The following is a 14,065-nucleotide window of genomic DNA, read 5'->3' on the forward strand; positions in this document are numbered from 1 at the left end:
ACATGCTCAATGACAGACGGATATGACTGCTATCAAAATGCGTTAGCAGAGCGAGTAAATGGCATATTGAAGCAGGAGTTTTTAACACATAAGCCAGCAACGCTGCAGGAGGCACGACAGATGGTGGAAGAAGCGGTCGCCATCTATAATCAACGACGGCCCCATTTGGCCTTAAAATACAAAACGCCCGATGAGGTTCATCAGGCGTTTTAGGTGGAAATAAGTGTCAACTTATTTCAGGACTAGACAGTGCTAACTCTTAAAACTTTTGGTTGACACTTAAGAACCAACTACGACCAAATAATCGATATGTACTTTCATCAGTATTACCATTGAAAGCCGTTTCAATATATGGAGGTTTTTCGTTAGTAATGTTAGTTACACCTACGGACAATGTAGTGTTAGTTGGTAAAACGTAACTAGCTGTAACATCGTGATACATAACACTCGGAACCTCAAACTCATATCCTTTCCCAACAACATCAACGTAAGTTAATGTGTCATATGTCATGCTTGAAATATAATTAGTACGATAAGTTACACTTAAGTCTTCCCATTTATAATTAGCACTGAAATTCCACTTATCTTCAGCATAAGAAGTATCGTTTACAAATGTACCAGCAACATCACCAAAAGCATACTCATAAGCAAAACTGCCATCAGTCTGTTCAGTCGCTACAAATGAATTTTCGCCACGTTCTAAGAAATGAGTCCAAACAAAATTAAGTTTAAAATCACCTATAGATGTTTCAAAACCATAATCAGCTTCAAAATCAACCCCTTTTGCAGTCATTCGTGCTAAGTTAATATTTCGTCCATCAACATATGAAAGATTACCATCAGGTCCACGATTTACGCTATTACACATTTCTTCTAAGTTGCCTAAATAACAACCATCAATAGAATCTGAAGGGTCAATAGAGGTGATAACGTTATCTATATCAACAGCCCAGTAATCTAAAGTTAAACCTAATCCTTCAATAAAGTCAGGAGAATAAGCAACTCCTACAGTTAAAGTATCGCCTTCCTCAGGCTTCAAATCAGGATTACCACCGACCTTAGCCAACTGTTGCGACTGATCATTATCAACTCCACCAGATGGTACTCCATCTGCAACACATCTAGCCTGAGACTCTGCACTTAAATCAGTCCAGTTAGATATACGACAAGGATCAGTAGCAGATGCAAATGAATCATTTGCTGGATCATATAACTCGCCAATATCTGGCGCTCTAAATACTGTTCCATATGTGGAGCGGGCTAACAGGCCATCAAATATAGTCCACTCAAGACCAGTTTGATATGTTGTTGAACTGCCAAAGGTATCAAAATTATCATAACGAACTCCAACAGGAATCTCTAGGCGCTCTATTCCTGGCAATCCTTCTACAATAGGTATACGGAATTCAGCAAATAATGAATTAACATAAAATGCACCATTTGTACCTTTAGACTTATTACCTGAAACTTCACCCATAAATTTTCCAGAATCTACGTTTGCTTCAGCTTTTTCACTTCGATACTCATAACCAAAACCAGCGCTAACAGCTCCTGCAGGTAAATCAAATAACTCTCCACCTAAAAATGCAGTAAAGGTTTCTAATTTATAATTAGAAGAGTCAACTAATGGAGCAGTAATATAATTTAGCATGTCAGAAGTAATACTACCTGCACCACCAAATAAATTTAATGGAACGCAGCCATCTATAACATTACCAGTGGTTCCACATACAATATTGCCATTAGCATCTTTAAATGATGGTCCTAAAGCTTTTGCTAAGTTAGGACCATATAACTGACCAAAATCATTATCAGTTCGTTGCGAATAGCCGTAATTATAGTTGACATCTAATGACCACACATCATTCAATGTAATATCAGCACCAATAACTTGTTGCGCACGTAAAATATCTTGTTCAAATGAGCGACCACCTTCAACCATACGGCGACGAGCTTGTTTTACATCCTCACCAAAAGGATTATAGTAGTTGTCTTTTGATATACCCTTGTAAGCAAAGCCTGTTACAGGATCAATTACAGTATAACCAGGATCTGTACCCGTATTATATGGAACTGCAGCTAATTCTTGTCTTGATTCACGTTTATTTATACGAGTTTCAGAATAAAGAGTCACATCATCATTAAGTTCGAAACTTCCATCAATGTAAAAGTTTAATTTTTCATATGGCGTTTGAAGGTAGTTAACAGGATTAAAGTTATATGTATCTTTAGCACCATCATAGCGTCTCATATCGTCTAGTGTCGCTAAATCATTAGAAGCCTGATCACCATTATCACGACATGCTCCATTAGTGTATGAACCAGGTTTTCCGAATAAAAAGAAATTACCGCATGGAATAATAGAACTACCAGCATCGAAGGCGTTTGCACCATCTTGTCCTGGAGGAATCAAACCATTAGCTTGGAAACTATCAGGATCCTCAACGTTCCATGGATGCTGAAAAAAATCAACATCAGTTACATCACCCTGATAAATTTCTTTCTGTTTGACATAGTCAACGTTAAAAACTAAGTGCCCAGTATCAAACTTTTTCCCAGCAATTAAACTGAAACTTGTTTGCTCACCAGCATCAACATCAAAGTTTTGCTTTGTTTGAGCAGTAAACTCAAGTCCATCGAAATTACGTTTAGTAATAATGTTGACTACACCCGCAACAGCATCAGCACCATAAGTTGCCGAAGCTCCATCTTTTAAAATTTCAACACGCTCAATCATAGACGCAGGAATATTCTGCATATCATTAGAAACTGGACGACGTCCATTTACTAACAATAAGGTACGTGATGATCCTAAACCTCTCAACTCAACAAAAGCGCTACCATCCCCTCCGTTATTTGTAGTAGTAGCAACAGGAGAACCAGACATAACAGAACTAGATTGCAAAAACTCACCAACATCCTGAATACCTAAGCTGGTTAATTGCTCGGAAGTAATTGTCGTTACTGGTGTCGCATTTTCCATATCAGTTCGTTTTAAACGAGAGCCAGTAACCTCTATTCGTTCAACTTTATCAGCGCTTTCATCAGCTGCATATACAAATGGCACAGCTAACGTCGCTGCTGCCAAGCCACCAACCAGAGCGTAACGCACTGAATTAGATAATAAATTTTTCTTATGCATTGTCTATCTCCCTTGATAAATCATGTTTTTCTTATATTCTGCACCTACATTTATGTATAGATGGCGTAAATTGCTCTATCGCAACCTTAGTTGCTAACACGTCAATTTCAATATCAATAAAATCACATATGAAACACTAAATCAACAAATAACAAACAAACAACACATTATTACCCCAACAAAGATACATAAGGATGAGTGGGTGATGATTATTTATACAGCGAGTGATTTTAGGGGATGGAGAAGCACAACTTACGTCATAATTAACGTGAGCTTGGTTGTAAGGAGAGAAAATGCTAAAACTTAAAGCGTTTAACACGACCTTATTGAGTTTAATAACCTTTTTAAATGAAAAAGCCCAAAGTTTTACACTTTGGGCTTTGAAGCAACACTTATAACTAGCACAATTCTAAAAAATTAAACTATTGTAATAGACAAGGCAGAACTTAAAGTGTGTAACGGATACCAATTGCAACACCGTCAGATTCAGAAAGCGCCATTCTAGCTTCTTGTTCTTTATCTGCACTGGTAAAATCGCTGTAATCTTTACGTGCTTCTACGTAAAGCACTGTGTTTGGGTCCCATACAAAATGCAAACCAACCACGACAAACTGACGTTTGAACTCATCGTTAGGATCGGCATTAAAGTTAGGTTGAATGACGTAGTCTTTACCGGCATCAAGCACGTTGTAAGAAATGAATGGACGTAACCCATTGTCAAACTTGTATGAAACTAAACTTTCAATACCATAGGCGTCTTTAATCAAACGACCAATATTGTCTGTGTCATGATTTTCTTGTCTGTTAACGTTTGCAGCAGCGTATAAGCCATTGCTATCGAAGTTACCCCAAGTGATACCCGCACCGTAGATAAGATCAACCGCTGTGGTTTGTTCGCCGTTACCAAAACTCACATCAAACTCACCGCGGTTAACACCCGCAGTTAAGGTCAGCATATCAGTGGCTTTATAAGTCAGCGCGCCACCATAAGTATAATTGTATTCTACTTGTTGAGCCGCTTTATCACCGCTTTCCCAGTTCGCTTGACACTGAGCTTGTGAAATATCATCCGTTGTATCACAGGTATAGAAGCTGCTGTTTTTCAACTGTGCTTGAACTGCAAAGCTTACATCGCCAAATGCATTGCGATATTGAACTGTTTTATCACCACGACCAACACCGTTTACCGCGCCATCATCTTTATTATAAGTGTAAACACCTGCAGTGTTACCGTCCCACACAAAACCGTAGTTAGTGTTGTAAACGACATCGTACCAAGCGCCCCACTGCTTACCAATAGTCAGTGTTCCATAAGTGTCATGGGACAGACCAGCGTAACCTAAACGGTTATAAAAGAACTCTTCTTGAACAGATTCGAAGCGATTGTTATAGACAATGTCGCTACTACCAACAGGATTCACACCCCATTCCAATTTAGCAAATGCTTTCCAACCGTCAGTCAACTCACGATTAAAACCAAAATTAATGCGAGATGCGCCGTTAACAACCTCTGTTTCCCCTTGAGTGTTGATCACGCGTGCATCAATAAAACCACCGATTTCTACGGCATTTTTATTATCTTTATAGATCTCGATAGCTGAGACTGATGGAACTAAAAAAATTGCTGCAAGCGCAGTTGCTACTAACGTCTTGTTCATTTGGTGCTTAACCTTTTTTGTTTATGTTCTGTCAACGTCATTCCGTTGTTATATTTCCTTACAATTTCCTCTTAAAGGGTAGCAAACTTTCAATATTCCCTCAAAGCTAAACCTAAAGAATATGTCGATTAACATCACAAAAACAAACCAGTTAACCTCTACAAAACAGGTTAAAACGCTACATTCGCCACCTTGCGCAACACATAAAGAACATTAAAAACACTATATTAACAGTAACTGCTTTGACGCAATATCCATGTAGTTTAGTTTCATTATCGAAAAAACAGGCTCGGCAATAGGGCCAATTTGCTTATCAATGTAGTATTGGTAATCAATTGGTGACGTTCTGTACAGTAAGGATTCCGGTCCATTTACAGTAATCAGATAATCAATCTGCGCCCCACGCTTGCCAAAAGAGGCATCTCCTGTTAAGTCGCATAATTGTTGAGCGACTTTAACATGGGGAGAAGATTTAGCCGTGTAATCTTCAATATTGCGTCGCATACGTTTGCGAAATACCAAATCATCATCCAACTCACCATCAAGCAGCTTTTCAAACACACTGGCCAAATAAACACTGATATCCCTTTGGTTAAACATCCGTTCATAGAGTGACTCTTGAACTTTGCGCGCTAAAGGGCTCCAATCACTGCGCACTTGCTCCATACCTTTAAAAGTAAGCTCAAGTTCATCGCTCGCATTACGCCACGCGCCAACATAACGTTTTTTACTGCCTTCTAACGACCCTCTTAAGGTCGGCATAAAAAACTGCTCATAGTGGCGTTCAAACTGTAACTCGAGAAAACTCTCAACTTGATGATCTTCACCGATCTTAGCCTGCCACTTAGCATTAATTTCCCGCGCCAGAGTGTTACCTAAGGCGTTAATGTCTGAGAGATCAGGCTCACTGCCAAGCCAGACAAAGGTCGAATCCGTATCGCCGTAAATCACTTGATAGCCCATCTCTTCTATCCATGTGCGGGTTTGTTTCATGATTTGATGGCCACGCATAGTGATCGAACTTGCTAACTTTGCATCGTGGAAAACACAACCTTGAGAACCTAAAACCCCATACAACGAGTTCATGATAATTTTTATCGCTTGGGATAAAGGCGCATTGTGCTCACGCTTGGCCTTTTCGCGCTGCTCAGATAATGTTTGGATAAGCTTAGGTAAAATGGGCTGTTGCCGACTGAAACGTCCACCGAGAAACCCCGCAACACAGTCAGACTCTGGCAATTGCAAACCTTCAATTAATCCCTTAGGGTCAATCAAAAAGGTACGAATAATGGAGGGATATAGACTTTTAAAATCGAACACTAAAATATGCTTATAAAGTCCCGGCGCAGAATCCATCACATAGCCACCGGGGCTTTCGATCCCATCACTCGCAGGAGCATCGGGTGCGACGTAACCGGCTCGATGTAGATGCGGTAAATACAAATGATTAAATGCCGCCACCGAAGCCCCAACCCGTCCCAGTTCTAAACCTGTTAGTTCAGCTCGCGCGAGGGCGAACTCCCATAATTGAGTATAACTAAAAATATCCCACACCAGACGGCTGTCAGTAAGATTGTAATGCGCTAATGCTTGTTTATTGGCCTTAAACAACTGATCAATTTCTTCAACGCGATTATCCACGTTATGAATGGCCTTGCCTTCACCCAATAATTTCCGTGACACAAATTCCAACGAGAACCGCTCAAAATGATAGAAAGCGGCTTTGAGCCAATCGATACCATCGAGTACCACACGGCCCGGTAAAACTAAGGTTTCTGGCCGAAATTTATTATCGACTTTCCACTCAAGCTTTGCCCCTCCGCGGCCAATGGTGAGCGGAATACGGTGTAATAATGCACGGCGTGACAAGAGTGCGAGGTCAAAACTCACCACTGACCAACCTATGACAAAGTCAGGATCAAACTCATGGAACCACGCGATTAATCGATGAATGAGTGCAGCCTCATCGGCCACCCATTCAATATATTCGAAAGAGTTTGATTCAGCCTCACCCACCATAATCACTTTTTCATAAGTCTGCTTGGGACTGTCTTGATCTTCGTCTCGGCCACTGTCTTGACCATATAGTGCAACCGAATAGAGTAAACCTTCAAAACTACATTCAAAATCCAGTGAGATACAGCGCAAATGTACAGCCGCTAAAGGAGCAATACTCTTAGCCCGCTCGGCGATAAACACGGGCAGCGAGTTAGCCTCAAGACTGTCGCTAGTCGGCGCGTGTATGTTACTCGTCGCAGAGAAATGCCCTAAAAACGCCACATCCAGCGCCACAAACCGCTCGATTAAATAACGCTGTTCGGGGCGAATATCGGCTTCAAATAAAGGGATGTCGGCATCTTTAGCGATGCGCTGTAAGGTACGTAAACTATTGCTAGATTTAGCATAAACACCACTAACCGCGCCGCCTTTAAAGCTTTTGAGCGCTAACGGTACAAACCGCAATGCTTGACCCGGCGTTTGCAACTGCAAAGCCGTGACATCAGTTTGATGACAAAAACAAATGTGTTCAGTGCCTTGCACTTCCACCAGCACAGGGCCTTGGGCGGTAGCCAGATAATACTGCAACACTAAACTCCCATGGCGATGAATCGCATGGCGTGTTAAGACTCGACCTTGTACACTAACGGCCGCGGTAGCCTCTGACTTCATCGCATGGGTTCCCAAATCGCATAGCTAGTCAATTTAGATGGTTTCTCAATTTAAATGCCGCCAAATGGCAGAAAAGTTTCTTAGGCTATGCAATCACTGTTATTATGTACAGCATTAATTCGATAAAGTAGTGACGCATGTTACCTGACAATGTAAAAACCCAGATCCGCGCCATCTATAAGGATATTGCTACCGCCTTGCCTAATTTTAGGCCGCGCCGCGAACAAAACTATATGGTGGCGGAAATCTCCAAGACCCTCGCCGGCGACTACGATAAAGATAGGCGCATCATTGTGGTCGAAGCAGGCACTGGAATCGGTAAATCATTGTCTTACATCCTCGGTACCATTCCACTGGCATTAGCGAGCAAGAAAAAGGTCTGCATCGCTACCGCAACTGTCGCTTTGCAGGAGCAATTACTGCATAAAGATTTACCCTTTTTTCTTGAGCAATCTGGCTTAAATTTCCGCTTTGGCTTAGTTAAAGGTCGACAACGTTATGTATGTCTATCGAAACTGGCGATGCTCATCGGTGACGACAACAGTACACAAATGGCCATGTGGCAAACTAAACCTGACAATAGCCAAGTGGCTATGATGCATGGCCTGTTAAAAGACTATAACGAAGGTCGCTGGAACGGCGAAATCGATACCTTAGCCGTGCCGCTGCCCGATCACCTGTGGCAACAAATCGCCTGCGACAAACACAGCTGTCATCGTCAAGTCGCCAGCCACAGAAATTGCCCGTTCCATAAAGCCCGCGAAGATGTCGATACCTGGGATGTACTCATCGCCAACCACAGCTTGTTATTTGCCGATTTAGAATTAGGTGGCGGCGTGATTTTGCCCGATCCCGAAGACGTGTTTTATGTTATCGATGAGGCACATCACTTACCGATTGTGGCGCGGGATTTCTCCAGTGCGCAGGCCACGCTGAGGGGCGCATGCGACTGGCTCGAAAAAATTGGTAAAACCTGCGCTAAGTTGCAAAACCAAATAAAGAGCAACAACATTATTGCTCCTGCGCAGGCGATGCAGGATCACTTAGGCGATCTTATCGCCCAGCTCAATCAAGTGGCCCACTATTGCGATACCCAGACCAAACACTTTGCCAATCCTGAAAACCGTCTGCGTTTTGAGCACGGCAAACTACCAGAGTCATTACTCATTCTGGCTGAAAACCTTGCAGTGACCTCTAATCTAGCCCTCAAACAGTTTAATAAAATGCTGTCACTGCTGGCCGAAGCGATTAAAGATGGCGATATTCCTAAACATCAATCCGAAGCGCTATTGGCCGAAACCGGATTTATGCTGCAAAGGCTCGAAAACCTGCAGAAATTGTGGAGGATGATGGCCAAGGAAGATAAACATAAAGGTGCACCTATGGCGCGCTGGGTTGAGCTCATCACAGGTAAACAAGTGGATTATCTGTTTAGCGCTTCACCTATCGAAGTCGGCTTTATGCTGGAATCCATGCTGTGGCAAAAGGCCGCGGGCGTGGTCTTATGTAGCGCCACGCTACGCGCACTCAATAACTTTGACCATTTCGTGCATCAAGTAGGTTTGTCACTCAACGATGGCAGTCGTTATTTAGCCTTACAATCGCCCTTCGATTACCCCAATAATGCGACACTTTATTTACCCAAAATGCGCACTGAGCCGACGGATGATGCCTATACGGCTGAACTTGCCGAACAAATCATCACCCTTATTGAAGGCGAAATGGCAACCTTAGTGCTATTCGCCTCCTACTGGCAGATGGAAAAAGTGGTTGAATTACTTGAAGGTAAACTCACCACTGAGCTACTTATCCAAGGCAATGCGCCACGGCAACAGTTGCTCGAAAATCATAAAGCTAAATGCGATAAGGGCGAACCAAGCATCTTGTTTGGCACCGGCAGCTTCTCTGAAGGTCTCGACTTGCCCGGTGATTATCTGACTAACTTGATCGTCACTAAACTGCCCTTTGCCGTGCCAACCTCGCCCGTTGAGCAAGCGCATGCAGAATATGTCAAAGTCAAAGGCGGTAATCCCTTCTTACAACTGACAATCCCAGATGCTTCACGTAAGCTTATTCAAAGTTGTGGTAGATTACTGCGTAAAGAGCAAGATTATGGCCGAGTGACCATTTTAGATAGGCGGTTAGTCACTAAACGCTATGGCAAGTCCTTACTGGATGCCTTACCGCCCTTTAGACGTGTTATAGAGTAGGATTAAAATTTGGAGTTGTTACTCGAGCCCAGTCATTGGGCCCTGTTGGCAGTCATAGGTCTTATCGCTGGATTCATTGATGCCGTCGTGGGTGGCGGTGGCCTATTGTCGATCCCCGCACTGTTAACCTTAGGCATTGCGCCGCATACCGTATTAGGCACCAATAAGTTAGCCGCAAGCTTTGGCTCTTTTATGGCGGCTTGGACCTATTATCGCAAGCACCTCTTTAAACCCTCGTTTTGGTACATGGCTTTTATCGCCACCTTTATCGGCGCGGTATTGGGCAGTTTTTTAGTCTATTTAGTCGATACCCAATGGCTCGAAAAAGTCCTGCCGCTGCTGATCATTGGCATCGCCATTTACAGTTTAGTCAGCCCCAATGCGATGTCAGACGTTAACTGCCAAGCACCAACCAGCAAGCCGCCAGCCAAGCAACAATGGCTACAGGGACTGGCTTTAGGCACTTATGACGGTTTTGCTGGCCCAGGCATTGGCGCATTTTGGACTGTCACATCCGGCTCTTTGTATAAACTGCCTTTACTGCACAGTTGCGGCCTCGCCCGTGCGATGACCTTCACCAGCAACTTGACCGCATTGACTATCTTTGGCTGGCTTGGGCAGGTAGAGTGGCAAATAGGTTTGTGGATGGGATTGTGCATGATGTTAGGCTCATTTATCGGCGCCCGCTGTGCGATTAAATTTGGCATGCCCTTTATCCGTCCACTGTTTATTTTGATCGTGCTAATGATTGCAGCGAATTTGGCATGGAGCGCATGGTTGTGAACACCCAACAATTAATGGTGATGCTGAAGAATCAGCTTAAAGCCTTAGAACAAGAAGTGCTGCAACACGATAATCGACTCGCCCCGCCGCAGCGTAAACTTCTGCAAGAAACGGAGCGTTTTAATCACTCGCTGTTTGTCCAACACGGCGCCCAACTCGGCCCCTGTATTGAACAAATTCGTAGCAGTATTATGCAGCTCGAAAAACAAATTAAGCTTAAACTCGCCCCCCAGACCATTGCCCTGAGCTGTGAGCGGATCCAAGATAGATTTACCGCAGTCAAACGAGCCTTGCTGACCACTTCTATCGACATTAAGTCTAAAACTCAGCAGCGTGCCAGTAGCCGTGCCCGTTTTGCACAACGCCAGAATCAGTCTCACCAAGCCAGTGGTTTCGATTGGATCGCCAATAACGTGATGCAAAATAGTCATGAGATCTACGAAGAATTGAACAAACATCTGAATTGGGCGAAAAAATTTGAACAAAAAATTGAAGAAATGGAATCAAAACTTGAAAACTGTCATAGTGCTGACAAAATAAAATTGCAAAATGACATCCTTTTGATGCATCGTCGTCTAGGAAAATGCAGGCAAGCTATTAGTTATATAGAAGATCGCATTCAAATATTCGAACGCCCGTATCAGAGTAATAACCGTTAAGGAGTAACAATGAAATCACTTTTGCCAATTAGCAGCCTGCTAGTATTACTCGGATCTGCCTCAGCCTTCGCTGCAGATCTGAACATTCCTATGTCATTTGAGTACCTTGCTCTTGATGGTAAAAAAGTCGAGTCGAGCGTATTCAACCATAAAAGCAGCTTAGAATTGGCCCCCGGCACTCACAAAATCGCCATTCGTTATCATGAAATGGTAGAGGATGATTTTAGTGACAGCCAAACCTTTGTTAAGTCAGCACCTTTCATCGTTACTTTAGATGTTGATGGCGACCATCAATATTACCTGCAAGCGGCCGAAGGTGAAGTCGTTAAAAAGCCTAAAGTTTACGCGCAAAACCCACAAGTCAAATTAACCCGTAGTGACAAAGGCAGCGTCAATTACCAAGTGGTGAATACCAATTTAGAAGAAGAAAGCTTCGTCTCTCGCCTTTTCAGTGGTAATCAAGCCGTTGACGTATCCGGTACTGCCGCAGCAGCAACCGGTGCCGCTGGAGCAGTAGTAGCCGTTGCACCAGCACCCGTGACAACATCGGCGACCGTTAACGCAACATCACTCACCGCCCCCGTAGACACCTCTAAAGCAGCAGGAGCCAACCCACAACAAATGTTGCAATACTGGTGGCTACAAGCGGATGAAAAAACCCGTAAAGAATTTATGAGCTGGGCAATTTCACAGCTATAACAACTTGCGATAACGAGGTTTAGTCAATATTGACTCTGATCCCACTGGTTTATCACGCCAGCTATTCCAAGCTGGCGCTTCCTCCCCATCACAGATTTCCCACCACTAAATACGCACATTTACGGCAGTACTTACTCGATAACCACATTGCCACGACTGCACAGTTCCACACGCCAACGGCCATGACTGCAGAAGATGTAATGCAAGTGCATCAACGCGAATATGTAGAGCAATTTATCGCGGGTACCTTGCCAACAGCGGCGCTTAGACGGATTGGTTTCCCATGGAGTGAAGCCTTAGTTGAGCGTACCTTGCATTCTGTGGCTGGCACCACACTCACAGCTTCATTAGCCATAAATCAGGGTATTGCCCTGCATCTCACGGGTGGCTACCATCACGCCCATTACGATTTTGGCAGCGGCTATTGTATTTTCAACGACCTTATCCTCGCGGCCAGAAATGCCATCGCGAGCCAGCAAGTACACAAGGTACTGATTTTTGATTGCGATGTGCATCAAGGTGACGGCAGTGCAACCCTCAGCCACCAACATCAAGGGATCATCAGTTGCTCGATTCACTGCAAAGAGAATTTCCCGAGTCGTAAGCAGCATTCCCACCATGATATTGAACTAACTAAAGGAGCGGACGATAGTGCGTATCTTGAAACTGTGGAGCAGACACTCGCCCTCCTTATCCGAATCCATCAACCAGATCTGATTCTTTATGATGCTGGGGCCGATATTCATCAAAATGACGATCTTGGCTTGCTCAATATCAGCCAAGAAGGACTGTTCAGACGGGATTTAACTGTGTTATCAATGGCAAAATCGGAAAATATTCCAATTGCAGCCGTGATAGGCGGCGGCTACAGCAGAGACGCACTACAATTAAGCCAAAGACACAGCCAACTTTTTATTGCGGCAAATCATTTGTGGTAGCAAACTCAATGAAAACCGTCATGGAGCATAACAATGCAACTCGAAATCCGTAATTACTACGAAGTTCTTTTAATGGAAATATTGTCAGATGAAGGACTTATGGACGAACTTCCTGAGGACTATCTCGCCGACTTATGTTGCGTGACCTTAAATCAACTGCCAGTGCGCTACATACGCCACCTCGTCGATACTTACTTCTTTGAAGACTATAACGAGCTGCAGGAATTAAAGCGTGAGATCCAAACCGCACTAGAAAAGTCCCGCGCTTTTCTTAAACAAAATCTGCAAAAAAGATTACAGGAAGAAGCCGAAGCCAATCGTTAATTTCGTTAAAGGTTACTGTTGAGAGCATTTTTAGCCGTTGTCGTGGCAAGAAAAGAGGCAGGCAATGGATTATCTCATTGTGCAAAAATATTAACGCTATAAATGATTAACAGCAGAAAACGGAAATAGTCTGCAAGCTAAAATATTGAATAACATAAATTGAGTAGATATAGAGAAGTACAACGGAAATAAGCAGAGGAACTGCTGAATTGGAGGTTCCCCTAGAGCCGACACCCCGGCACACGAGTCGCTTGCTGCGGTTGCTCCCTTCCGGGCCTGGCCGAGTTCACAAGTTATCATTGCGGGGGGACCCTAGGGTCACCATAACTTCGAACATTACTTTGAATGACATAAACCAAAGCATTGCTTGAACGCGAAGGATTATCCCCCATGGACCCTATGGGATCAAGCGCTAATCGATAAGATCTCTTAATATCCCACCTAACTGCACAATCTATAAGCAAATGGAGTGATTGAAATGATAAAAGCCTGCAAATGCAGACTTTTATATATGTTTTACTGAATCTCTTATCATAAAAATCAGCAGGCTACAGCGCAATCATCGCCAAAGGTGGTTACAACTTGATCAAATGGCGATTTTGCTCAATTATCTTAGCCCCAACACCAGAGACATTCGCTAAGTCATCTATAGCATTGAACTTACCATTTTTAGTGCGATAGTCGACAATCGCTTGAGCCTTTGCGGCACCGATCCCTTTGAGTACGAGTAACTGCTCGGCTGAAGCGGTATTGATGTTAACTTGAGCGGCATCTGGCATAGATTTTTTCGCATCAGATGCCATTTCACCCGCTTCAGTTTTAGCCTGTACTTTCACGGCGACCTTGGTTGGGGTTTCTGTTGCAATTGCTGGGCTTGCCAAAAAAGCCGTTAATGCTATGGCACTCATAAAAGCAGGTATACGATTTGTGGTTTTCATAACAATTCCTCTATTCCATGATTTGCGGCCTTTCGTCCTACTTC

Annotated in this window: 11 protein-coding genes and 1 other RNA gene; 7 read left to right on the plus strand and 5 right to left on the minus strand. The window is 43.4% G+C overall.

Annotated features, from left to right (window positions below; all coding sequences use genetic code 11):
* Positions 1 to 213, plus strand: a 213-nt coding sequence (locus L5L77_RS19940) for an integrase core domain-containing protein (protein WP_263186454.1), incomplete at its 5' end; no start/stop codon positions are given.
* Between the two features lie 46 nt (positions 214 to 259).
* Here the strand turns inward: L5L77_RS19940 and L5L77_RS19945 are convergent.
* From L5L77_RS19945 to L5L77_RS19955, 3 genes are all read right to left on the minus strand, one after another.
* The gene (locus L5L77_RS19945) at positions 260 to 3,142 is read right to left on the minus strand and encodes a TonB-dependent receptor domain-containing protein (protein ID WP_263186455.1); all 2,883 of its coding nucleotides are present in this window, start codon (positions 3,140 to 3,142) and stop codon (positions 260 to 262) included.
* Between the two features lie 446 nt (positions 3,143 to 3,588).
* Positions 3,589 to 4,800: a porin gene (locus L5L77_RS19950; protein ID WP_028760445.1), complete on the minus strand. Its 1,212-nt coding sequence runs from the start codon at positions 4,798 to 4,800 to the stop codon at positions 3,589 to 3,591.
* Between the two features lie 222 nt (positions 4,801 to 5,022).
* Positions 5,023 to 7,470, minus strand: coding sequence for a DNA polymerase II (locus tag L5L77_RS19955; protein WP_263186456.1), 2,448 nt, complete (start codon positions 7,468 to 7,470; stop codon positions 5,023 to 5,025).
* Positions 7,471 to 7,607: 137 nt separating this feature from the next.
* On the opposite strand from L5L77_RS19955, the gene dinG reads away from it, so the two are divergent.
* The 6 genes from dinG to L5L77_RS19985 are packed head-to-tail and all read left to right on the plus strand — an operon-like array spanning position 7,608 to position 13,083.
* On the plus strand, positions 7,608 to 9,680 hold the full coding sequence (gene dinG, locus L5L77_RS19960; protein WP_173245594.1) for an ATP-dependent DNA helicase DinG: 2,073 nt from the start codon (positions 7,608 to 7,610) through the stop codon (positions 9,678 to 9,680).
* 9 nt (positions 9,681 to 9,689) lie between these two features.
* Positions 9,690 to 10,463 carry a sulfite exporter TauE/SafE family protein gene (locus tag L5L77_RS19965; protein ID WP_028760448.1) on the plus strand — a complete coding sequence of 258 codons (774 nt, stop codon included), beginning with the start codon at positions 9,690 to 9,692 and terminating at the stop codon, positions 10,461 to 10,463.
* Positions 10,454 to 11,122, plus strand: a complete 669-nt coding sequence (locus L5L77_RS19970; protein WP_206765984.1) for a primosomal replication protein — start codon at positions 10,454 to 10,456, stop codon at positions 11,120 to 11,122. Before L5L77_RS19965 ends, L5L77_RS19970 begins: the two co-directional genes overlap by 10 nt.
* 9 nt (positions 11,123 to 11,131) lie before the next feature.
* Positions 11,132 to 11,821: a DUF2057 domain-containing protein gene (locus L5L77_RS19975; protein ID WP_028760450.1), complete on the plus strand. Its 690-nt coding sequence runs from the start codon at positions 11,132 to 11,134 to the stop codon at positions 11,819 to 11,821.
* 29 nt (positions 11,822 to 11,850) lie between these two features.
* Positions 11,851 to 12,759 carry a histone deacetylase gene (locus L5L77_RS19980; protein WP_173245603.1) on the plus strand — a complete coding sequence of 303 codons (909 nt, stop codon included), beginning with the start codon at positions 11,851 to 11,853 and terminating at the stop codon, positions 12,757 to 12,759.
* 33 nt (positions 12,760 to 12,792) lie between these two features.
* A complete protein-coding gene (locus L5L77_RS19985) occupies positions 12,793 to 13,083 on the plus strand; it encodes a late competence development ComFB family protein (protein WP_028760452.1) in 291 nt (96 codons plus the stop codon).
* A gap of 218 nt (positions 13,084 to 13,301) precedes the next feature.
* Here L5L77_RS19985 and ffs read toward each other — a convergent pair.
* Positions 13,302 to 13,399, minus strand: an RNA gene (gene ffs / locus L5L77_RS19990) — signal recognition particle sRNA small type.
* A 259-nt stretch (positions 13,400 to 13,658) separates the two neighbouring features.
* The gene (locus L5L77_RS19995; RefSeq protein WP_028760453.1) at positions 13,659 to 14,021 is read right to left on the minus strand and encodes a ComEA family DNA-binding protein; all 363 of its coding nucleotides are present in this window, start codon (positions 14,019 to 14,021) and stop codon (positions 13,659 to 13,661) included.
* Positions 14,022 to 14,065 lie beyond the last annotated feature (44 nt).

The organism is Shewanella sp. SM29, from assembly GCF_025654245.1.
In the GTDB taxonomy this organism is placed as follows: domain Bacteria; phylum Pseudomonadota; class Gammaproteobacteria; order Enterobacterales; family Shewanellaceae; genus Shewanella; species Shewanella oncorhynchi.

Excerpts from the sequence above, each read along its gene's own strand:
- L5L77_RS19985 (WP_028760452.1), top strand. The coding sequence starts at position 12,793 with ATGCAACTCGAAATCCGTAATTACTACGAAGTTCTTTTAATGGAAATA.
- dinG (WP_173245594.1), top strand. The coding sequence starts at position 7,608 with ATGTTACCTGACAATGTAAAAACCCAGATCCGCGCCATCTATAAGGAT.
- L5L77_RS19950 (WP_028760445.1), bottom strand. The coding sequence starts at position 4,800 with ATGAACAAGACGTTAGTAGCAACTGCGCTTGCAGCAATTTTTTTAGTT.
- L5L77_RS19955 (WP_263186456.1), bottom strand. The coding sequence starts at position 7,470 with ATGAAGTCAGAGGCTACCGCGGCCGTTAGTGTACAAGGTCGAGTCTTA.
- L5L77_RS19995 (WP_028760453.1), bottom strand. The coding sequence starts at position 14,021 with ATGAAAACCACAAATCGTATACCTGCTTTTATGAGTGCCATAGCATTA.
- L5L77_RS19945 (WP_263186455.1), bottom strand. The coding sequence starts at position 3,142 with ATGCATAAGAAAAATTTATTATCTAATTCAGTGCGTTACGCTCTGGTT.
- L5L77_RS19970 (WP_206765984.1), top strand. The coding sequence starts at position 10,454 with ATGGTTGTGAACACCCAACAATTAATGGTGATGCTGAAGAATCAGCTT.
- L5L77_RS19975 (WP_028760450.1), top strand. The coding sequence starts at position 11,132 with ATGAAATCACTTTTGCCAATTAGCAGCCTGCTAGTATTACTCGGATCT.